Source organism: Streptomyces sp. NPDC102451 (assembly GCF_044765485.1).
Classification (GTDB): Bacteria; Actinomycetota; Actinomycetes; order Streptomycetales; family Streptomycetaceae; genus Streptomyces.
In genome coordinates this window covers 403,624-424,126 of record NZ_JBIWKD010000002.1, presented here as the reverse complement: position 1 = coordinate 424,126, position 20,503 = coordinate 403,624, and the positions used below count along the sequence as shown (strand labels likewise).

Here is a 20,503-nt window from a genome sequence, read left to right as displayed (position 1 = left end):
CCGAGGCGGCTCCCGCCCCGCACCACGGTTCGGTCAGTCATCACCCGACGTTCCGCATCTCCCGCACCCACTGCTCGGCCGATTACTTCCTCTCCAAGATTAATGAATGCCCGGTCTTGGACGAGTCCGCATCCCACATCCCGCATCCCGAAGGGAATCCCGTCATGTCCTCAGCAACCACCGCTCCCGCCTCCACCCTCACCGTCCAGAAGGTCGGCGGCCGCCTCGGCGCCGTCATCTCCGGGGTGCGCCTCGGCGGGGACCTGGACCCGGCGACGGTCGCCGGGATCAGGGCCGCGCTGCTGGCCAACAAGGTGGTGTTCTTCCGCGGCCAGGACCACCTGGACGAGGACAGTCACGAGGCGTTCGGCCGACTGCTCGGTACCCCGGTGGCCCACCCCACCGTCCCGTCCGCGGACGGCCGTTACTCGCTCGGCATCGACTCCGACCACGGCGGCCGCGCCAACCAGTGGCACACCGATGTGACCTTCGTGCCGGCCTATCCGGCCTTCTCGATCCTGCGTGCCGTGGTCATCCCGCCGTACGGCGGCAACACCCTGTGGTCCAACACGGGTGCCGCGTACGCCGAGCTGCCCGAGCCGCTGCGCGTGCTCGCCGACAGCCTGCGCGCGGTCCACTCCAACGACTACGACTACGTGGCCCTTCGCCCCGAGGCCCGCCCGGAGGCACTCGCCCAGTACCGGAAGGTGTTCACCTCGACGAAGTTCCTCACCGAGCACCCGGTGGTGCGCGTCCACCCCGAGACCGGCGAACGCGTCCTGCTCCTGGGCAACTTCGTCCAGCGCATCAGCGGGCTGACCGGCCGTGACTCCCGTGCGCTCGTCGAACTGTTCCAGTCCCACATCGAGCGCCCGGAGAACACCGTGCGCTGGCAGTGGCAGACCGGCGACGTGGCCATCTGGGACAACCGCGCCACCCAGCACTACGGCGTGGACGACTCCGACGCCCACGAGCGCAAGCTGCGCCGCGTCACCATCGACGGTGACGTGCCGGTCGGCGTCGACGGCCGCTCCTCGACGCTGATCAGCCCCGAGGCGGTGCCCGACCCCTCGTTCGGCATCGCGTCCGGCGCCTCGACGGCCGAGGCCGCGGAGAAGACGGACGCATGAGCGGGCACGGTGACACACCCGCCCCGGCGGGCGATGCGCGGGCATCGTCCGCCGGGGCGCCCCCGCAGGTGATCGTGATCCTCACGGACCAGCAGCGCTGGGACACGGCCGGCGTGCACGGCAACCGGGCGGGGGTGACCCCCGAGTTCGACAGGATCGCCCGCGAAGGGACCCTGTTCGAGCAGGCGATCACACCCAATCCCGTCTGCGCACCGGCCCGTTCGGCCCTGCAGACCGGTCGCTTCCCCACCGCGTCCGGCGTGTTCCGCAACGGACTGCCGCTCCCCGGGGACCTGCCCACCCTCGCCGGGGCGTTCGCCGGGGCCGGGTACACGACGGGCTACATCGGCAAGTGGCACCTGGCCGGGGAGGACGGCCCGGACGGCCCCGTACCGCCCGGGCGGCGCGGCGGTTACGAGAAGTGGCTCGCCTCGGACCGGCTGGAGTTCACCTCGGACGCGTACCGCACCGTGGTGTACGACGAGGACGGGGAGCCGGTCCGGCTCCCCGGGTACCGTTCGGACGCCCTGATCGACGCCGCCATCCGCTTCGTGGCCGACCACCACGACCGCCCCTACCTGCTCTTCCTCTCCCTGCTGGAGCCCCACCACCAGAACCCCACCGACGACTACCCGGCGCCCGTCGGTTACCGCGAGCGCTACGAGGGCGCGTGGCTCCCGCCGGACCTGGCGGCGCTCGCGCCGGGCGCTCCGCAGGGCGGCGCCCACCGCCATCTCGCCGGATACCTCGGCCAGATCAAGCGGGTCGACGAGGGGGTGGGACGGCTGCGCGACGCGCTCAGGAGTCTGGGCACGGAGGAGCGCACGGTGCTGGCGTGGACCGCGGACCACGGCTCGCACTTCCGTACCCGTAACAGCGAGTACAAGCGCTCCGCCCATGAGTCGTCCGTGCGGGTGCCGCTGGCACTCACCGGCCCCGGCTTCACCGGCGGCGGACTCGTCCGGCGGCCCGTCGGCACGGTGGACCTGATGCCCACACTGCTGGAGGCCGCGGGCATCGCCGTACCGGACGGTGTCCAGGGCCGGTCGCTGCTGCCGCTGACCGGCGGGGGCGACGACCCCGGCCGGGCGGGATCCGCCTTCGTCCAGATCAGTGAGGACCGGGTCGGCCGCGCGGTGCGCACCTCCCGGTGGAAGTACGTGGTGGACGCACCGGGGGCCGACGCCTGGAACGAGCCGGACGCGGAGCACTACACGGAGACCGAGCTGTACGACCTGGCGGCGGACCCCTACGAGCTGGACAACCTCGCCGGGCTCACGTCGCACCGGACGGTCGCGGACGGACTCCGGACGGAACTGCTGGAGTGGCTGGAGTCGGTCGAGGGCGTCAAGCCCGTGATCGAGCCCGCCGCCCCACGGCCTGCCGGGCAGCGCCGCGCGGAGCCGTTCCCTGCCGAGATGCCGTGGGAGGGGGTGAGGTTCGGCCACCGGTCCGGCGTCCGGCCGGGGCCACCGGCCCCGAACCTCTGACCGGGGCACATCAATCCGAGCGGGCCAGGCCCATTGACGGCACCGATTGCGTGATCAAAATCCGGTGCGGTTAACATATGAGCACCGCCTAGCTCGAAAGATGGACTTGTGACTGCCACCGAGGACTCGTTCACCAATTGGAAGACCCGCGAGGAGATCGCGGAGTCGATGATCCCGATCATCGGGAAGCTGCACCGGGAGCGGGACGTCACGGTCCTGCTCCACAGCCGCTCCCTGGTGAACAAGTCGGTGGTCAGCATCCTCAAGACCCACCGGTTCGCCCGCCAGATAGCCGGTGAGGAGCTCTCGGTCACCGAGACCCTGCCGTTCCTGCACGCCCTCACGGCGCTCGACCTCGGCCCGTCGCAGATCGACCTCGGCATGCTCGCCGCGACGTACCGGACCGACGACCGCGGCCTGTCGGTGGACGACTTCACCGCCGAGGCCGTGGCCGGCGCCACGGGTTCCAACAAGACGGAGCGCCGCGAGTCGCGCGACGTGGTCCTCTACGGTTTCGGGCGCATCGGCCGCCTCCTGGCCCGCCTGCTCATCGAGAAGACCGGCTCCGGCAACGGTCTGCGGCTGCGCGCCATCGTCGTGCGCCAGGCCGCCGGGCAGGACCTCGTGAAGCGTGCCTCGCTGCTGCGCCGCGACTCCATCCACGGCCAGTTCCAGGGCACGATCACCGTCGACGAGGCGAACAGCAGGATCATCGCCAACGGCAACGAGATCCAGGTGATCTACTCCGACGACCCGACGGCCGTCGACTACACGGCGTACGGCATCAAGGACGCCATCCTGATCGACAACACGGGCCGGTGGCGCGACCGCGAGGGCCTGTCCAAGCACCTCCGCCCCGGCATCGGCAAGGTCGTCCTGACCGCGCCGGGCAAGGGCGACGTCCCCAACATCGTGCACGGCGTCAACCACGACACGATCAAGCCTGACGAGCAGATCATCTCCTGCGCCTCCTGCACCACCAACGCGATCGTCCCGCCGCTGAAGGCGATGGCGGACGAGTACGGCGTGCTGCGCGGGCATGTGGAGACGGTCCACTCGTTCACCAACGACCAGAACCTGCTGGACAATTACCACAACTCGGACCGTCGTGGACGCTCGGCGCCGCTGAACATGGTCATCACCGAGACGGGCGCGGCCTCCGCCGTCACCAAGGCGCTGCCCGACCTCCAGGCCAAGATCACCGGCAGCTCCATCCGGGTCCCGGTGCCGGACGTCTCGATCGCGATCCTGAACCTGCAGCTCGCGCGCGGCACCAACCGCGAGGAGGTCCTCGACTACCTCCGCAACGTGTCGCTGACCTCGCCGCTGCGGCGCCAGATCGACTTCATCACCGCTCCCGACGCGGTGTCGAGCGACTTCATCGGCTCGCGTCACGCCTCGATCGTCGACGCCGGCGCCACCAAGGTCGAGGGCGACAACGCGATCCTCTACCTCTGGTACGACAACGAGTTCGGCTACTCCTCCCAGGTCATCCGGGTCGTCCAGCACGTCTCCGGGGTCGAGTACCCGACCTACCCCGCCCCGGCTGCCTGATCCGGACGGGAGACCCCCTCGGCTCCCGGTGCCGCGAGACGGCGCCGGGAGCCGGGCCCGGTCGACACCACTTCCCCGTAGGAGCAGGGCAGTTGACCCCGGCTCGCGGGCCGGGAACGGGACGCCGGCCGCCCTCAGACCAGATCCGTCTCCTCCGCGTCCGGAAGAGGCTGTTCGGCCCAGATCGTCTTGCCGATGCTGCTGTACCGGGTGCCCCAGCGCTCGGTGAGACTCGCGACGAGCAGGAGGCCGCGTCCGCCCTCGTCGAAGATCCGGGCGCGGCGCAGGTGGGGAGCGGTGCTGCTGCCGTCGAAGACCTCGCAGATGAGCGCGGTGTTCCGGATGAGGCGGAGCCGGATGGGATCGCCCCCGTAGCGGATGGCGTTGGTGACCAGTTCGCTGACGACCAGCTCGGTGGTGAACACCGCGTCGTCCAGGCCCCACGCGGTGAGTTGCGCGGCGGCGCGTTTACGGGCGTTCGAGACGACGGCGGGGTCGGTGGGGAGGTCCCACGAGGCGTAGTGGCCTGCGTCGAGGCGCCGGGTGCGGGCCAGCAGCAGGGCGACGTCGTCGGTCGGCTGCTCGGGGACCAGCGCGTCCATGACGGTCTCGCACGCCTCTTCGAGGGAGAGTGCGGGGCGGCCCAGCAGCTCGCGGAGCTCGTCGAGAGCGCTGTCGACGTCCCTGTCCGCCGTCGTCTCGATCAGACCGTCCGTGTACAGGGCGAGCCGGCTGCCCTCGGGGAGCTCGAACTCGGTCCCCTCGAAGGTCACACCGCCGACCCCGAGCGGAGGTCCGGCGGGCAGTGCCAGCTGCCTGACGGTGCCGTCGGGGCAGGCCAGCATCGGCTCCGGGTGGCCCGCCCTGGCCATCGTGCAGCGCCCGGTCGCGGGGTCGTAGACGGCGTAGAGGCAGGTCGCGCCTGCCACCTGTCCGCCCTCGGAGCTGTCCGCCGGCCCTTCGCGGTCGAGTGTGAGCGCCAGGTCGTCCAGCTGGGTGAGCAGTTCCTCGGGTGCGAGGTCGACATCGGCCAGCGTCCGTACGGCGGTACGGAGCCTGCCCATGGTGGCCGAGGCGTGCAGACCGTGGCCGACGACATCGCCGACCACCAGCGCGACCCGCGCGCCGGACAGCGGGATGACGTCGAACCAGTCTCCCCCGATGCCCGCTCCGGTGGTGTTCGGGAGGTAGCGTGCCGTGACCTCGACCGCCTGCTGGCGGGCCGCCCGCCGCGGGAGCAGGCTGCGCTGCAGGGCGAGGGCCGTGGCCCGCTCGCGGGTGTAGCGACGGGCGTTGTCGACGCATACCGCCGCCCGCGAGACGAGTTCCGTGGCGAGCTGCAGATCGGCGGCATCGAACACCCCGGGGGTCCGGTGCCGGCAGAACAGCGCCATACCGAGGGTGACGCCACGGGCCCGGAGGGGAACCACGAGTACGGAGTGGATCTTGTTGTCACATACGCTCCGCGTCCGGGCGGGGTCGACCGGCGCCCAGCGGAGCAGCGTCTCCTCGTCGACGGTGAAGCGCGCCGGTTCTCCGAGGACCAGTGCCCGGCCCACCTCGGAGTTCCGGTCGTAGGCGTGCGTCTCACCGAGCGGGACGACCGACTCGGGGCACCCTTCGAGCACGGACTGCTGGGCCACCCGGTGGAAACCGATCTTCTCCCTGTGCAGCACGGAACGCGCCTCGTCACCTCTCAGCACCTCGGAGAGCAGGTCGACGGCGACGAAGTCGGCGAAGTCCTCGACGGCGAGCTCCGCCAACTCCTCGGCGGTGCGGCCCACATCGAGGGTGCTGCCGATGCGCGTGCTGGCCTTGTTCAGTACGGCCAGGCGTTTGCGCGCCCGGAACTGTTCGGTCGTATCGAGTGCCACGACGGAGACGCCCTGGATCTCGTCGGCGCCGTTCCGCACCGGCGACAGCGCCGACTGCCAGATGCGCTCGTCGCCTCCCACCAGGACGTGCGCGCTGAAGGACTCGCCCTCGCCCGTCCGCAGCACCCGGTCGACGGCATCCGCGAGGGCTTCCCAGCTTGCGAGGAACCGTCCGGACTCGACCTCTCCGGGCGGCAGCCCGAGCATGGCCGCCTCGGTGCTGCCGACCGAGGCGGCCGACGCCGCATTGGCCATGGCGAGCCTCTGGTGCTGGTCGAAGTACGCCACCAGCACCGGCAGCTGTTCGAGGATCTGGCAGCGCAGTTCCTCGGTCGGGACGTCGACGGGCAGCCTGCCATCGGCGGCCGGGGGCGCGCCACGGTCCGCGTCAGGACCCTGGCGGCCCGTCTGGTCCCTGCTCATGGGCCCATCACTCGTCCTCCACGCCTGGGCAGGTCGCCCACGAACACACATATGCGACCTTTTCTCAAGAATGCCCTTGTGTGTCCCCGCGCTCAACCGCCCCTTCCCCCGGGCGCGGCCGATTGGCTCAGCCGGACCCTGGGGCAGCCCTCCCGGCACCGGACGGGCGCGCGGTCAGTCGACCGCGACGGCGAGCGGGCCGTCCGCGCGGAACGCCAGCTCCGCGAAGCGTTCGCCGATGCGGAGGTGCGTGGCGGCGTCGGGGTGCAGGGCGTCGGGGAGCGGCAGCTCGACGGCGTCCGCCTCGCCGTAGAGTTCCCGGCCGTCGAGGTAGTGCAGGTTCGGGTCCTCGGCCGCCCGCTGCTCGACGATGCGGGCCAGTTCGGCCCTGATGATGCTCAGGGTGAGCTTTCCCGCAGCCGTCTCGGCGGGGTCTCCCGCGGCCCTGAAGCTCAGCTTCCCCTCGCTCAGGGCGCTGTGGTCCGGGGCGCTGGGGCCCGGGGTGTTCTCGTGGATGGGGCACAGGACGGGCGAGACGACCAGCAGCGGGGTGGTGGGGTGGCCCTCGCGGATCGTGTCGAGGAAGCCGTGGACCGCCGGGGTGAAGGCACGCAGGCGCATCACGTCGGTGTTGACCAGGTTGATGCCGAGCTTGACGCTGATCCGGTCCGCGGGCGTGTCGCGCAGGGCGCGGGCGGTGAACGGGTCGAGCAGCGCGCCGCCGCCGAACCCCAGGTTGACCAGCTCCACCCCGCCGAGGGCGGCGGCCCGCGCGGGCCAGGTGGTGGTGGGGCTCGCCGCGTCGGAGCCGTGGCTGATCGAGCTGCCGTGGTGCAGCCACACCGCCCGACCCCGGCCCGGGACCGGCTCGACGGGGGCGTCGGTGCGCAGGGCGATCAGCTCGGTGGTCTCGTTGTGCGGCAGCCAGATCTCGATGTCCTTGAGACCGGCGGAGAGACCGCTGAAGCGGAGGGTTCCCGCCGGCCCCGGCAGGACCTCGGCGGATCCGGTCGCCATGTCGATGGTCAGGGTGTTGCCGCCGGCCACGGAGGCCCGGCCGGCGAGCCGGCCGTCGACCAGCAGGTCGTACACGCCGTCCGGCCGGGGCGGGGCGCCCACGTACACCCGTTTGGTGGGCACGGTGTCCAGCTCGACGACCGTCGCCCGGGTACGCAGGACGAGCCGTACGCCGGAGGGCTGGGCCTCCGCCATGGCCAGCTGGCCATCGGTGTTCCGGGCGCGCGCACGGGCGGGCAGCCGGTGCGGCAGCAGACCGTGCCCGGTTCGCTCCAGATCGAGGGCGCCGCGCAGGAGGTCCTCGGTGAGAGGGGTGGTTATCAGGGGGTGGGTGCTCATCCTCGGCTGCCTGTCCGTCGTGCGGTCTGTTCGATAGGGGCCGGCCGGGATCAGGGCGCCGGCCAGTTGCGCAGGAGGGCGTCGAGGGCGTCCAGGACACGTGACCAGGTCTCCTCGGTGCCGGGCTCGCTGTGGCTGAAGCTTCCGCCCGACTCCAGGCTGATGTAGCCGTGGAAGACGCTGCCCAGCAGCCGGACGGCGTGTGTCTGGTCCGGCTCCGTCAGGTCGTAGCCGCGCAGGATCGCCCGCGTCATCCCGGAGTGCCGGGGGCCCGCACTGGCGGCCGCCGCCTCCGGGTCGAGCCTGGTCTGCGCCGCCGCGTAGCGGCCCGGGTGTTCCCGGGCGTAGTCGCGGTAGGCGTTGGCGAACGCCTCCAGCGCGTCCTTGCCCGCCCGGCCGGCCAGCGCGGCAGCGACGCGGTCGGCCATCTCCGCCAGAGCCAGCAGGGCGATCCTCGTCCTGAGGTCCTGGGAGTTCTTCAGATGCGAGTAGAGGCTCGCGTCCTTCACACCGAACTGCCGGGCGAGTGCCGCGACGGTCACCTTGTCGAAGCCGACCTCGTCGGCCATCTCCGCTCCGGCCTGCGCCAGACGCTCCGCGTTCAGTCCTGCCCTGGCCATACACATCATCTCCTCCGGCAGATTCGATTATGCATTTACCTAGGAATATTAGGCAAATACCAAGCACCCCTAAGAACGAGATCCCGAGATCGGACTCCGGTACGAAACTTTCGACACTCGTCGCTCGATCACCGGAAGCAGATGCCAGATGCAACAACAGAACGATCGGCGGAAATGGCTGCACAGGACCGCTGAACAGCAAAGACGCCCCATGGCATACCTCTCCGCTCGACCGACTCTTTCGTAGAACCTGCCGAAACTATTGACACCTGACAGGTCCAGTTCAACACTCGACACTCCCGCTCCCTCCTGACGAGAAGGACGCACCCGCATGCACCTCACCCCCCGTCTGTCCCTGCGACCGGTGGTCACGGCAGTCGCCGTCGCCGCGATGGCCGCGACCGCCACCGCCGCCGTGGACACCACGCCCTCCCACGCGGCCGCCGCCTGCAACGGATATGTCGGGCTCACCTTCGACGACGGCCCGTCCGGCAGCACGGCGGCTCTGCTCAGCGCCCTGAAGCAGAACGGGCTGCGCGCCACGATGTTCAACCAGGGCCAGTACGCCGCGTCCAACCCGGCCCAGGTACGGGCGCAGGTGGACGCCGGCATGTGGGTCGGCAACCACAGTTACACCCATCCGCACCTGACCCAGCAGAGCCAGGCCCAGGTCGACTCGGAGCTCTCCCGGACCCAGCAGGCCATCGCCGGCGCCGGCGGGGGCACGCCGAAGCTGTTCCGCCCTCCGTACGGTGAGTCCAATGCGACGGTCCAGGCATCCGCGGCCAAGTACGGGCTGACCCAGATCATCTGGGATGTCGACTCGCAGGACTGGAACGGCGCGAGCACCGACGCGATCGTGCAGGCCAACGCCCAGCTCACCAACGGCCAGATCATCCTCATGCACGAGTGGCCGGCCAACACGCTCGCCGCCATCCCCCGCATCGCGCAGGGTCTGGCGGGCCGGGGACTGTGCGCCGGCATGATCTCCCCGCAGACCGGCCGCGCCGTGGCCCCCGGCTGAAACTCCGCCCGACACCCTGCGCACACCGGCCCGATGGGGGCGGCGGCCCTGCCCGCCGCCCCCACCGGCTTCCGTCACGGCCTGGTACGTAGACGACATCGCCGACGAAGTGACCTGTTTCGGCAGCGGAGTTGGTCAACGTAACGACATCTTCGGTACGCGCGTTGCCTATTCTGTTCGCAAGCTGATCATCCGCTGCCGCGCACGCACACGAACACCCAGGAGTTCGCCATGTCCCGACCGGAGAACGATGCCCCCGCCCTGCGCATCGACACCAGCAGACCTCATCCGGCCCGGATGTACGACTGGTTCCTCGGCGGCAAGGACAACTACCCGGTAGACGAGGCGCTGGGCCGGCAGATGCTCGCCGTCGAACCCGGGGTGCCGGTCATGGCGAAGGTGAACCGGGCCTTCATGCACCGCGCCACCCGCTGGCTGACCGCCCAGGGAATCCGGCAGTTCCTCGACATCGGCACCGGGATCCCCACCGAGCCGAATCTCCACCAGGTGGCCCAGCAGGCGGCGCCCGCGACGCGCGTCGTCTACTGCGACAACGACCCGATCGTCCTGGCGCACGCGGAGGCCCTGCTGAAGGGGACCGAGGAGGGCGCCATCGACTATGTACAGGCGGACGCCCGCGACGTGGAGGCCATACTCGAACGCGCGGGCAGGACCCTGGACTTCAGCCGGCCGGTCGCGCTCTCGATGATCGCTCTGCTGCACTTCGTGAGCGACGAGGACGGCGCCCACGAGCTGGTGGACCGGCTGACGGAGGTGCTCGCGCCGGGCAGCCACGTGGTGATCTCGCACCTCACCGCCGACTTCCACCCGACGGCGGCCCGCAAGGTCGACGACATGTACAAGGCCAACACGCTCACCCTGGCGCCGCGCACCCGCGATCAGTTCGCCCGCTTCTTCGACGGACTCGACATCGTCGAGCCCGGCATCGTGGCGGCCGAGGCCTGGCACCCCGAGCTCGGCGAACCGGTCCCCGGCCAGGACGACGTCATCAGCGCCGGCTATGTGGCGGTGGGCCGCAAGCCGTAGCCGCCGCTTGAGACACGAGGGCCGTCGCCTCCCCGGGGGCGACGGCCCTCGTGTCTCAAGCGGGCCGGCCCGGACTCCGGAAGCAGGACAGGACCACGACGAGGGGCCAGAAGGACTGCGCGAACGTGAGGACGCGCTCGGCCGCTCCCGCGGTGTCGAGGACGAAGAGGGCGAGCAGGAACCAGGCCCCGCCGAGCCACATCAGCGCGGCCGCCGTGACGGACGGTCCGGGCCTCAGCCCCCATGGCGGAGCCGTCACGCGCGGCAGGCCGGCTGCGCCCGGTCCGGACGTGGTCCGCGCTGCCCTTCCGCGTCGTACGGCCAGGACCGGCCACAGGGCGAGCAGCGCGAAGCCCACGGCCACGACCACGCCGTGAGCGAACGAGCCACCGCTGCTCGGCGCCGGGAACAGGGCCAGCAGCATCGCAGAGAGTCCGCCGCCGGCCAGGGCGGCCCGGCCGAACGGCGCGGCGGGTCGCAGTCCGCACGCGGTGACGACGTGGCAGGCTCCCAGGGCGAGCAGGGCCGACGTCATCACCCAGTACCCGGCGGCGCCGTCGGCCGCCAGGACACTGATCGTCGTCGTCGCGGAATCGTAGCCGGGTCCCTGGAGCTGCTCCGCGACCGCCCATCCGCAGACGAGGAGGATCGGGGCGCACAGGGAGGAGAACAGGACCCACCGGGAGACAGACCGCATCGGTGAACGGTAGAACGCCCGGGCCGGCAACCGCCGGTGTACACGCAGGCGGGGAGCGTACTCCGCCCGCACATGGGTACACGCGTGACGCCGGGTCACATGACCGCGTGTGCGACCGCACCGCTCGGCCGGACCACCGGCCCCCTTGTCCCGGCGCGCCGCACCGGACGTGGATCCGAACAGAGGAGAATCTGCTGTGCTGACACCCAGTCCTCAGGACCTGAGAGCCGCTCTCGCCCGCTACGCCGACGCACGGATCGAGGACGCGCGCCGCTCCACGGCGGCGACCGCCCGTGCCGCGGAGGACGCCGCCTACACCCTGTGTGTGATGACCGGTTCCCGGGCCGTTCCGCAGGCCCTGCACGTCGCCGACACCATGCTGGGCATGCGGACCACGGTCTCCCCGGCCCTTCGCCGGCCCGGCGGGGCGCCGCGGGGTGACAGCCTCCAGACGGCCTGAGGGGCCGTCGGCCCGACGGTGCCGACCGCCGCCGGGCACGCGCGCCCCGGCCGGCTCCCGGCATGCCCGCTGTCGGCCTAATCCCGACCGGTGTCGCCCCCGCCCCTGGACGCTGGGAGGGTGGACGACACCCGAGCGGGCACGGGCGACGAGAAGAACGCGGAGCGGCTGACCGCCCTCTCCGACGGGATCTTCGCGATCGCCATGACCCTGCTGGTGCTCGATGTGCGTGTGCCGCCGGGTCTGAGTCCGGACGGTTTCCGGGACGCCGTCCGCGATGTGCTGCCCGACCTCGGCGCCTACGCCCTGAGCTTCATGATCCTGGCAGCCTTCTGGCGGGACCACCGCCGGATCGTGGAGCTGGTCCCGCGGTTCGAGGGGCCTTCGCTGAAGCTCGCGCTCATCTGGCTCGGCACCATCGCGCTCATCCCGTTCCCGACCGCGCTGCTGTCGGAGTACGCCTCCGAGCCCCTGGCGGTCGCGGTCTACGCGAGCGCCGTGTGCGTCACCAATCTGCTGGAACTGGCGGTGCTCAGGACAGGCCTGCGCGCGGCGAGGCACGCCGATCCCGCCACGGAGAGGACCGCCCGCTTCGTGGTCACCGATCTCGTGGGCACCGCCCTGGTCTTCGGCGCCACCGTCCCGCTGGCCTACGTCCTCTCCCCCGCCTTCGCCATGTGGTCCTGGCTGGCTCTCCTCCCGGTCAAGGTCACGACCGGCCGCAGGAGCCGCCGTGCGCAGTCCTCCTAGCGGTGCCGGACAGCGCTCCGGCGCCACCGGGGATTCCGGTGGCGCCGGTACCGTCCCTCATTCCGGGGCGTCGGTCAGGGATTCGTAGTACGCGCCGAGCTGCCGCAGGTAGAAGAGGTCGCCGGTGTCCTGATCGCGTTCGAAGCGCGGGGCTTCCTTGATCTGGTCCTTGGTACAGCCGACCTTGATGATCCGCTCGGTGTCGTCGACGGCCGCCACCATGCCGACGGGCACGACGACGCTTCTCCCGAACTTCCAGACTCCGGCGTCGATCACCAGATGGCCGAAGCCTGGTACCGACGAGAGTCTGACGACGCTGCCCACGCTTCTGTCCGGCGCCTCCACCTCGTAACCGATGACGTCGTCATCCAGCGGGCGGGCCAGCCGTGCCGGAACTGCCCAGACCGTTTCCATGGTCTCCTCCTCCTGGCAGCCGGCCCGATCCGGCCGCCGGATCTTCCGTATGCCCCCGGGAGCCCGGGCGATGCGGCCCGGTTCCGGGAAGGCTGCCAGGAGTGGTCCGGCGGTCGGGCGCCGCCTACGGGGCCATCTCGTAGGACCCGGACAGCGCCTCGACGCGCTCCCAGACCCGTGCCGCGCGCGCCTCGTCGACGACGGGGCGGCGTACGGCCGCGAGGGCCCACCCCTGCTGTTCCCCGGTCGCGGAGTCCTTGCCGTGCAGTTCGACGGCGTGCGCGGAGAAGTCCCGGACGAGTACGGAGAAGAGCTCGTCGAGCACGTCCTCGTCCAGGCCGGTCAGCCGGGCCTGCTCCAGGATGAGCTGCCCGTGGACCACGAGTGCGAAGAGCTGGCCCACCGACAGCAGGAAGTCGAGGTCGCGGCTCTGCTCCTCGTCGGGGGCGGAGTCCGACACGAAGGCGCACAGGGCGTCCGCCTGCTCCCGGAAACGGGCGACGTTGGGGACCGAGGCGTACGCGTCGTAGGCCGGGCGCCAGTCGTGGAAGCGTACGGATCCGAGGCCGCGGGCCGGTCCCTGGCGGAAGAGGAACACGTCGTCCGCGGCGTCCAGACGTGTCGTCACGGGCTCGTACCCGGCCGGGTCCAGCAGGTGGTTGCGCATGAACTTCAGGATGAGCGCGAGGTTGACGTGGACCGTGCCCTCCAGCTTGGGAAGGCCCCGGATCTCCACGGCCGCCTGGGCGAAGTAGGTGTCCTTCTCGAAGCCCTTGGCGGCGATGACGTCCCACATCAGGTCGATGACCTTCTCGCCCTCCGTGGTCACCTTCATCTTCGTCATCGGGTTGAACAGCAGGTACCGGCGGTCGTCGGGTCCGGCCGAGCGGAAGTAGTCGACGGCCCGGTCGCTGAACAGCTTCATCCCGACGAGCCGGACGTAGGCGTCGGCCAGCTCCCGGCGGACGTGCGGGAAGGCGGTCACGGGGCGGCCGTAGAGGATGCGGTTCTGCGCGTGGGTGACCGCCTCGTACATCGCGTGCTCGCAGATGCCGATGGAGGCGGTGCAGAGGTTGAACTTGCCGACGTTGACGGTGTTGAGGGCTGCGTCGAAGGCGGCGCGGCCGGTGTGCAGGACGTCGTCGGGGCCGACCGGGTAGCCGTCGAGGCGGAACTCGCTGACGTACTTGGAGGAGTCGACGACGTTCTTCACCAGGTGGTAGGCGGGGTGGCGGCTGTCGGCCGCGAAGAAGACGTAGCCGTCGGGGCCTTCGACGTCGGTGCGCCTGCCGAAGACGGAGACAAGGCCGGCGGCGTTGCCGTTGCCTATGTAGTACTTGGATCCGGTGGCCAGGAAGCCTCCGTCGCCGTCCGGTTCAAGGAGCATGTCGGTGGAGTAGATATCGGCGCCGTGCGCCTTCTCCGACAGGCCGAAGGCGAACACCTCGCCCTGGGCGAGGAGTTCGGCGGCGCGGGCGCGGGCGACGGCGTTGTCGCTCTGCCAGACCGGGCCGAGACCGAGGATGGTCACCTGCCAGGCGTACCAGTAGTCGAGGCCGTAGAAGCCGAAGATCTCGTTGAGCGCGGCGATCCGGGCGGTGTCCCAGCGCTGGTCCTCCCGCTCGGCGGCGGATGCGGGGGTGAGGAAGGTGGCGAACAGACCTTCCTTCGCGGCGAACTCCAGGAAGTCCCCCAGCCAGGCGCGGGTCCGGTAGTCCTCGATGATCCGGCGCTTGCCGCGGGCCTCGAACCAGTCGACGGTGGCGCGCAGCAGCCTGCGGGTCTCGGCGTCGAAGTGCGCCGGGTCGTAGGTACGCGGGTTGAAGAGCAGCGGGTCGGCCATGATGGTTCGCCTTCCGGGAGGGTACGGGCGGGAGGGTGCGGGGCGGTTCAGGTGCGCGGGCCGGCCGCGCCGAGCCGGTGGAGCGTGGCGAGTACGTCGTCGAGCCAGGCGACCGTCATGCGCTCGTAGGCGATGCCGCCGCGCAGCACGACGTGCTGCAGCTCCTGGCCCGCGTCGAGCGGCACGGGGGCGCCGGGGCCGGTGAAGTCACGCAGCTCCCCGGCGAGGTAGTGCGCGAGCCGGTCGCTGTGGACCCGGTGGTGCCGCTCGACCTCGTGGAGCAGCGCGGCCGGGTCGTCGAAGGCCGCGCCACGGATCTTCACGGCGAGATCGTGGCGGAGGCTCTCGGGTTCGATCGGTTCGTGCAGCCACGCGGAGAGGGCTGTGCGGCCGGGTCCGGCGACGGAGTACTCCTTCTTGTCCGGCCGGCGCTCCTGCGGGACGTCGCGGACGTCGAGCAGGCCGTCGCTCTCCATGCGCTTGAGGACGCGGTAGATCTGCTGGTGTGTGGCGGTCCAGAAGTAGCCGATGGACCGCTCGAAGCGCCGGGCGAGCTCATAGCCCGAGCCGGGCTGCTCCAGCAGGGAGACGAGGATCGCGTGTTCGAGCGCCATGCCCCGATCGTTCTATGCAACTGGTTGCATAGCAAGCGGCGGGGGGGGGGGGGGGGGGGGCGCGCCCCCCCCCCCCCCCGGGGGGGGCCCCCCCCGGGGCCCCCCCCCGGGGGGGCCCCCCCCGGGGGGGCCCCCCCCCCCCCCCGGGGGGGGCGCCCCGCGGCCGGGCCGTGGGGGGGGCTCCCCCCCCCCCCCCCCTCTTTCTTCTCCTTCTTGTTCCGCCCCCCCCCACGGGGGGGGGGGGGGGGGGGGGCCCCCCCCCCCCCCCCCCCCCCCCCGCCGTGTGGACGACCTCAGTGCTCACCCCAGGGCGATCCGTACGCCGAGGCGAGCGCGCCCGCCTCCTCGGGTGTCAGCAGGCGCGGGGACCGCTCCCCCAGGGCGAGGAGGAGGGCGGACACCTCCTCCAGTTCCACCGCGGCGTCGACGGCGCGGGCCATGGTGGGGCCGGCGAGCACGGGGCCGTGGTTCTGGAGGAGCGCGGCGCGGAACGGGAAGGGCAGCCGGGCGAGGTCCTCGGCCTGTCCCGCGTCACCGGGCGGGGCGTACGGGAGGAGGGGGGTCTGGCCGACGCGCATCACGAAGTACGGGGTCAGGGGAGGCACCGCGCTCCTCGGCGACCACGGGTCGAGGCAGGACACCGCGGTGGCGTGCCGGGCGTGCAGGTGGACGACGGCGCGCGTGCTGTCGTCGCGCCGGTAGAAGGCGCTGTGCAGGGGGAACTCCTTCGACGGCCGCGGTCCGTCGAGGTGGGTGCCGTCGGGGCCGAGCACGCTGAGCCCGTCGGGGTCAAGGTCGGAGAGGTCGGCGCCGGTGGGGGTGATGAGGATGCGGTCGTCGATCCGGACGCTGAGGTTGCCGGAGGAGCCGGGGCTGAGCCCGAGGGCCGCGAGCCGGGCGCCCGCGGCGGCGAGTTCGGTGCGGGGGTCGCTCATGCCAGGGCGCTCCAGGCTTCCGTGAAGATGGCGGTGTCGCCGAAGTTGCCGGACTTGAGGGCGAGGTCCACCGCGAGCTGCCGACCGTGCGCCCGGCCTTCGGCGCGTGCCCAGGTGACGCCCGGTGCGATCGGCGAGCTGATGGCCAGGGTGCGGACGCCGAGGGCGGTGACGACGGCGCCGGAGGTCTCGCCGCCGGCCACGAGGAGGCGGCGTGCGCCTGCGGCGACCAGGGCGGTGGCGCAGGTGGCGAGGGCACGCTCGACCAGTTCCGAGGCGGCGGGGCCGTCGTGCGGCGCCGCCTGTTCCAGGTCGCCGAGGTCGTCGACCGCGTAGATGAGCGGGGGCTTCCCCGGGTCGTCCTCCCAGGACCGGCGTGCGAAGTCGACGAGTCCGGCGACCGCCCCGGTGAAGTCGGCGCGCAGGGCTGCCAGATCGAGCTTGCGGTGCGGCAGACGGGCGCGCGCGTGGGCGACCTGGGCCCTGGTGGCGGACGAGGCGCTGCCGGAGAGGACGACGCCGGGGTCACCGGGGCGGGAGGCCGGTGCGGCGCGGGCGGCCTCGGCGTGCGGGCCGGTGAGGCCGAGGGCGAGGCCCGCCGCACCGGTGACGAGGGTGAGGTGGGTGGTGGCCGCGCAGACCGTCACGAGGTCCTCGTCGGTCACGGCGTCCACGACCACCAGGGCGTCGGCGAGCTCCGGGGCGTCGAGTGCGGCGCGCAGCGCGCCGCTGCCCTCCCGCACGGTGTCGAGGCCGACGAGGTGGACCGGGTGGCCGGTCTGCGGGGTGAGCAGCCGGCCGAGGTCCGAGTCACGCATCGGTGTGAGCGGGTGGTGCCGCATGGGGCTCTCGTCGAGGGGTTCGCCGTGGACGAGGAGACGGCCCCCGTGGACGGTGCGTCCGGTGGCGGGGAAGGAGGGGACGACGACCGTGCGGCGTTCGCCCAGTTCCGCGAGGAGGGCGTCGGCCACCGGGCCGATGTTGCCGCGCGGGGTGGAGTCGAAGGTGGAGCAGTACTTGAAGTAGAAGCGCGCGCAGCCGGACGCGCGCAGGGCACGCAGGGCCGCGATCGACGTACCGACGGCCTCCTCCACCGGCGCGGTGCGCGACTTGAGGGCGACCACCACCGCGTCGGCGTCACGCACCGCTGTCTCCCCCGGGCCGCCGGAGAGGGCGTCCGGGCCCACGGTCACCACGGTCCGGTGGCCCCGGGCGACGAGCATGGTGGCGAGATCGGTGGCTCCGGTGAAGTCGTCGGCGATGGCCCCGAGGGTCGGCATCGGACCTCCTTGCGTTGGGGGGTGCGGTGCCGAGTGGGATTCCCCGACAGCCTGTGTGTGAAAAAATGTTAACAGACTTTACGCACACGAGATCTGCTGGTACATCTTGTTAACACGCTCCCCTGTGGTGCTCGTGCCGTGGCCGAGACCGCGTCTGCCGGAGCCGTTGAACCGAGCCGTGTGCCCGTCTAGGAGAGCCCATGAACCTGCATCACCTGTTCGCCGGAACCGGCGACCGGACCGTGCGTTACGCACTGTCCGGAGCCGGCGGCGGCTTCGCCCGGACCCTGCTGGCCCAGACCCCGCGCATCGGACGTCTGGCCCCGGCCGTCCTGTGCGACCGTGACGTGGAGCGGCTGCGCGGGATGCTCGTCGAGCTCGGCTACCCGGCGGAGGGCCTGGCGGTCTGCGCGGACGCCGACGAGGTCGCGCGGGCCGCCGAGCAGGGGTCGATCGCCCTGGTCGCGGACGGCTCCCTGCTCTCCGCCGCTCCCTGGGACATCCTGGTGGAGGCGACCGGGAGCCCGGCCGACGGATACGCCATGGCCCGCGAGGCACTGACCGGCAGCCGTCACGTCGCCATGGTGAGCAAGGAGGTCGACTCCGTCGCCGGCCTGCACCTCGCGGATCTGGCCCGCGACAACGGCGTCGTCTACACCACGGCCGACGGTGACCAGCCGGCCAACCTCATCGCGCTCGTGACCTGGGCGGAGCTGCTCGGCCTGGACATCGTGGCGATCGGCAAGTCCAGCGAGTACGACCTGGTCCTCGACCCCGAGGCCGGCACGGTCACGCAGCTCGACACCACGGTGCCCGCCCCCGAGCTGGCCGGGCTGCTGAGTCTCGGTTCCGACGTACGCGCCACACTCGCCGCCCGCGCCGCCGCGGTGACCGCGCTGCCGACCGGGGCCACCGCCGACTACTGCGAGATGGCGGTGGTCGCGACCAGCACGGGCTTCCGGCCGGACACCGAGCGCCTGCACTACCCGGTCGCCCGGATCGCCGAACTCGCCGACGTCTACGCCCTGCGCGAGGACGGCGGCCTGCTGCACCGCGCGGGTGCCGTCGACGTGTTCAGCGCGCTGCGGCTGCCGGACGAGGCCTCGTTCGCCGGGGGCGTCTTCGTCGTCGTACGCACCGGTGACCCGGTCACCTGGGAGACGCTGCGCGGCAAGGGACACGTGGTCAGCCGGGACGGGCGCTACGCGGCGATCTATCTGCCGTACCACCTGATGGGTGTCGAGACCCCGGTCTCGCTGCTCTCGGCGGTGCTCCACGGCCGGCCCTCCGGCGGCACCGACCCGCGCGCCCACGCCGTGCTCGCCGGCCGGGCCCGGCGTGACCTGCCCGCCGGCACGGTGCTGGACATGGGCGGCCACCACCACGACGTCACCGGCGTCCAGGCCGTCCTGCTCCGCGACGAGGACGCTCCCGCCGACACGGCCCCGCTGTACCTCGCCGCGCACGCCACCCTCGCACGCGAGGTGCGGGCCGGTGACCTGATCACCCTCGGCGATCTCGCCGACCCGGACGCGGACCTGCTGCACGCCTGGACCTCCGGGCGTAACTCCCGCGCCACCGCCTCCTCCGCCCCCTACGCGAGCCGATGATGGGTACCGACCTCCAACACCTCCTGCTGGGCGCCGCCGCGGTCGTCGTCCTGATCCTGCTGATCACCAAGGCCAAGCTCCACCCGTTCCTGGCGCTGGCGCTGTCCGCCCTCGGCCTGGGACTCGCGGCGGGCCTCGGGCCCGGCGACACCGTCGAGCACTTCCAGGACGGCTTCGGCGACGCGCTGAAGAGCACCGGGCCCACCATCGGGCTCGGCACGATCCTCGGCGGCATCCTGCTGGGCTCCGGCGGCGCCGACCGGATCGCCACCGTCTTCATCGGCTCCCGGCCGGTGAAGTGGATCCCGACGGCGATCACCGCCGCCGCCCTGCTCATCGGGATGCCGCACCTCTTCGACGTCAGCTTCGTGATGCTCGTGCCGCTGGTGTACGCCGTCGCCAAGCGCACGGGCACCCACCTGCTGTACGTGGGGCTGCCGCTCGCCGCCGGCCTGTACATCTCGCACGGCCTGCTGCCCCCGCACCCCTCCCCCACGCTCGCCGTCTCCGCGTACGGGGCGAACACCGGCCTGACCATCATGTACGGCCTGATCATCGGCATCCCGATCGCGGTGATCAGCGGACCGCTGCTGACGAAGTTCGCCTCGCGGTGGTTCGGCCCGGCCCCGGACCTCGACAAGGGCCCCATCCCGGAGACCGGCCCCGAGCCGGAGAACCGCAAGCGGCCGGCCTCGTTCACCCTCGCGCTGATCACGGTGCTGCTGCCGCCCGTCCTGATGCTCATCGGAACGGTCGGTACCTCGAACACCGCGGAGGGCTCGCTCCCGTACGCGATCTTCGAGGCGTGCGACTCCTCGGTCATATCACTGCTGGCCGCGGTGATTTTCGCCTTCTTCGCGCTGGGTCTGCGCTCCGGCTTCGGTCTGGGCCAGCTCCAGAAGATGGCGGGCAAGGGCCTCGGCCCGGTCGGCGGGATCGTGCTGATCCTCGGCGCCGGCGGCGGCCTCAAGGCGATGCTCACCGCGACCGGCATCGACAAGCTGATCTCCGACTACGCGGTGCACTGGTCGATCCCGCCGCTGCTGCTCGCCTGGCTGGTCGCCGCGCTGCTGCGGATCTGCCTCGGCTCGGCGACGGTGGCCACGGCCGCCGCCACCGGGATCGTCGCCCCGCTGATCGGCGCCTACCCGGGCCTCTCCCCCGAACTGCTGGTGCTGGCGACGGCGTCGGGCGCGGTGATGCTGTCGCACGTCAACGACTCCGGGTTCTGGCTGTTCAAGGAGTACTACCAGCTCTCGGTGGCCCAGACGTTCCGCACCTGGACCCTGATGCTGTCCCTGCAGTCGCTGCTCAGCCTCGGCGGGGTGCTCCTGCTCAGCACCTTCGTGGGGTCCTGAGGCCGCGCCCTGTTGGGGCGCCGC

At 71.7% G+C, this 20,503-nt stretch carries 18 protein-coding genes; 9 read left to right on the top strand and 9 right to left on the bottom strand.

Features of this window, described 5'->3' with window-relative positions:
- The first annotated feature begins 164 nt into the window (after positions 1–164).
- The 3 genes from ACIRD8_RS05415 to ACIRD8_RS05405 all read left to right on the top strand — a co-directional run bounded on the left by ACIRD8_RS05415 (position 165) and on the right by ACIRD8_RS05405 (position 4,174).
- Positions 165–1,130, top strand: a complete 966-nt coding sequence (locus ACIRD8_RS05415) for a TauD/TfdA dioxygenase family protein (RefSeq protein WP_403986404.1) — start codon at positions 165–167, stop codon at positions 1,128–1,130.
- Positions 1,127–2,620, top strand: a complete 1,494-nt coding sequence (locus tag ACIRD8_RS05410) for a sulfatase-like hydrolase/transferase (RefSeq protein WP_403986401.1) — start codon at positions 1,127–1,129, stop codon at positions 2,618–2,620. The genes ACIRD8_RS05415 and ACIRD8_RS05410 overlap by 4 nt, the downstream gene beginning before the upstream one ends.
- A 108-nt stretch (positions 2,621–2,728) precedes the next feature.
- On the top strand, positions 2,729–4,174 hold the full coding sequence (locus tag ACIRD8_RS05405; RefSeq protein ID WP_403986398.1) for a glyceraldehyde-3-phosphate dehydrogenase: 1,446 nt from the start codon (positions 2,729–2,731) through the stop codon (positions 4,172–4,174).
- A 134-nt stretch (positions 4,175–4,308) separates the two neighbouring features.
- Here ACIRD8_RS05405 and ACIRD8_RS05400 read toward each other — a convergent pair whose 3' ends face one another.
- The 3 genes from ACIRD8_RS05400 to ACIRD8_RS05390 form a co-directional block, all read right to left on the bottom strand.
- Positions 4,309–6,471 (bottom strand): SpoIIE family protein phosphatase, encoded by a 2,163-nt coding sequence (locus ACIRD8_RS05400; RefSeq protein WP_403986395.1) that lies wholly within the window; start codon positions 6,469–6,471, stop codon positions 4,309–4,311.
- A gap of 174 nt (positions 6,472–6,645) precedes the next feature.
- Complete coding sequence (locus tag ACIRD8_RS05395; protein WP_403986392.1) at positions 6,646–7,827, bottom strand: GDSL-type esterase/lipase family protein; 1,182 nt, start codon at positions 7,825–7,827, stop codon at positions 6,646–6,648.
- 50 nt (positions 7,828–7,877) lie between these two features.
- Positions 7,878–8,447, bottom strand: coding sequence for a TetR/AcrR family transcriptional regulator (locus tag ACIRD8_RS05390; RefSeq protein ID WP_382992342.1), 570 nt, complete (start codon positions 8,445–8,447; stop codon positions 7,878–7,880).
- Between the two features lie 331 nt (positions 8,448–8,778).
- Here ACIRD8_RS05390 and ACIRD8_RS05385 point away from each other — a divergent pair, with 331 nt between their 5' ends.
- Positions 8,779–9,471 (top strand): polysaccharide deacetylase family protein, encoded by a 693-nt coding sequence (locus tag ACIRD8_RS05385; protein WP_403986388.1) that lies wholly within the window; start codon positions 8,779–8,781, stop codon positions 9,469–9,471.
- A gap of 231 nt (positions 9,472–9,702) precedes the next feature.
- Positions 9,703–10,518, top strand: a complete 816-nt coding sequence (locus ACIRD8_RS05380; protein WP_403986385.1) for an SAM-dependent methyltransferase — start codon at positions 9,703–9,705, stop codon at positions 10,516–10,518.
- A 55-nt stretch (positions 10,519–10,573) separates the two neighbouring features.
- Here the strand turns inward: ACIRD8_RS05380 and ACIRD8_RS05375 are convergent, their stop codons facing one another.
- A complete protein-coding gene (locus ACIRD8_RS05375; protein ID WP_403986382.1) occupies positions 10,574–11,215 on the bottom strand; it encodes a DUF998 domain-containing protein in 642 nt (213 codons plus the stop codon).
- Positions 11,216–11,411: 196 nt separating this feature from the next.
- Between ACIRD8_RS05375 and ACIRD8_RS05370 the strand changes: the two genes are divergently transcribed.
- Together ACIRD8_RS05370 and ACIRD8_RS05365 are read left to right on the top strand one after the other, a co-directional pair.
- Entirely contained in the window at positions 11,412–11,675 is a 264-nt protein-coding gene (locus ACIRD8_RS05370; RefSeq protein WP_403986379.1) for a DUF5133 domain-containing protein, read from the top strand.
- Positions 11,676–11,795: 120 nt separating this feature from the next.
- Positions 11,796–12,425, top strand: a complete 630-nt coding sequence (locus tag ACIRD8_RS05365; protein ID WP_403986376.1) for a TMEM175 family protein — start codon at positions 11,796–11,798, stop codon at positions 12,423–12,425.
- A gap of 57 nt (positions 12,426–12,482) precedes the next feature.
- On the opposite strand, the gene ACIRD8_RS05360 is transcribed toward ACIRD8_RS05365, so the two are convergent.
- From ACIRD8_RS05360 to otnK, 5 genes are all read right to left on the bottom strand, one after another.
- The gene (locus tag ACIRD8_RS05360; protein ID WP_403986373.1) at positions 12,483–12,839 is read right to left on the bottom strand and encodes a hypothetical protein; all 357 of its coding nucleotides are present in this window, start codon (positions 12,837–12,839) and stop codon (positions 12,483–12,485) included.
- A 124-nt stretch (positions 12,840–12,963) separates the two neighbouring features.
- Positions 12,964–14,682 carry an acyl-CoA dehydrogenase family protein gene (locus ACIRD8_RS05355; protein ID WP_403986371.1) on the bottom strand — a complete coding sequence of 573 codons (1,719 nt, stop codon included), beginning with the start codon at positions 14,680–14,682 and terminating at the stop codon, positions 12,964–12,966.
- A gap of 47 nt (positions 14,683–14,729) precedes the next feature.
- Positions 14,730–15,296 (bottom strand): PadR family transcriptional regulator, encoded by a 567-nt coding sequence (locus ACIRD8_RS05350; RefSeq protein ID WP_403986368.1) that lies wholly within the window; start codon positions 15,294–15,296, stop codon positions 14,730–14,732.
- 293 nt (positions 15,297–15,589) lie between these two features.
- Positions 15,590–16,231 (bottom strand): class II aldolase/adducin family protein, encoded by a 642-nt coding sequence (locus tag ACIRD8_RS05345; RefSeq protein ID WP_403986365.1) that lies wholly within the window; start codon positions 16,229–16,231, stop codon positions 15,590–15,592.
- Positions 16,228–17,511 (bottom strand): 3-oxo-tetronate kinase, encoded by a 1,284-nt coding sequence (otnK, locus tag ACIRD8_RS05340; protein ID WP_403986362.1) that lies wholly within the window; start codon positions 17,509–17,511, stop codon positions 16,228–16,230. The genes ACIRD8_RS05345 and otnK overlap by 4 nt, the downstream gene beginning before the upstream one ends.
- A gap of 200 nt (positions 17,512–17,711) precedes the next feature.
- On the opposite strand from otnK, the gene ACIRD8_RS05335 reads away from it, so the two are divergent.
- Together ACIRD8_RS05335 and ACIRD8_RS05330 are read left to right on the top strand one after the other, a co-directional pair.
- Positions 17,712–19,121 carry a homoserine dehydrogenase gene (locus ACIRD8_RS05335; RefSeq protein ID WP_403986359.1) on the top strand — a complete coding sequence of 470 codons (1,410 nt, stop codon included), beginning with the start codon at positions 17,712–17,714 and terminating at the stop codon, positions 19,119–19,121.
- Positions 19,121–20,479, top strand: coding sequence for a gluconate:H+ symporter (locus tag ACIRD8_RS05330; RefSeq protein WP_403986356.1), 1,359 nt, complete (start codon positions 19,121–19,123; stop codon positions 20,477–20,479). The genes ACIRD8_RS05335 and ACIRD8_RS05330 overlap by 1 nt, the downstream gene beginning before the upstream one ends.
- Positions 20,480–20,503 lie beyond the last annotated feature (24 nt).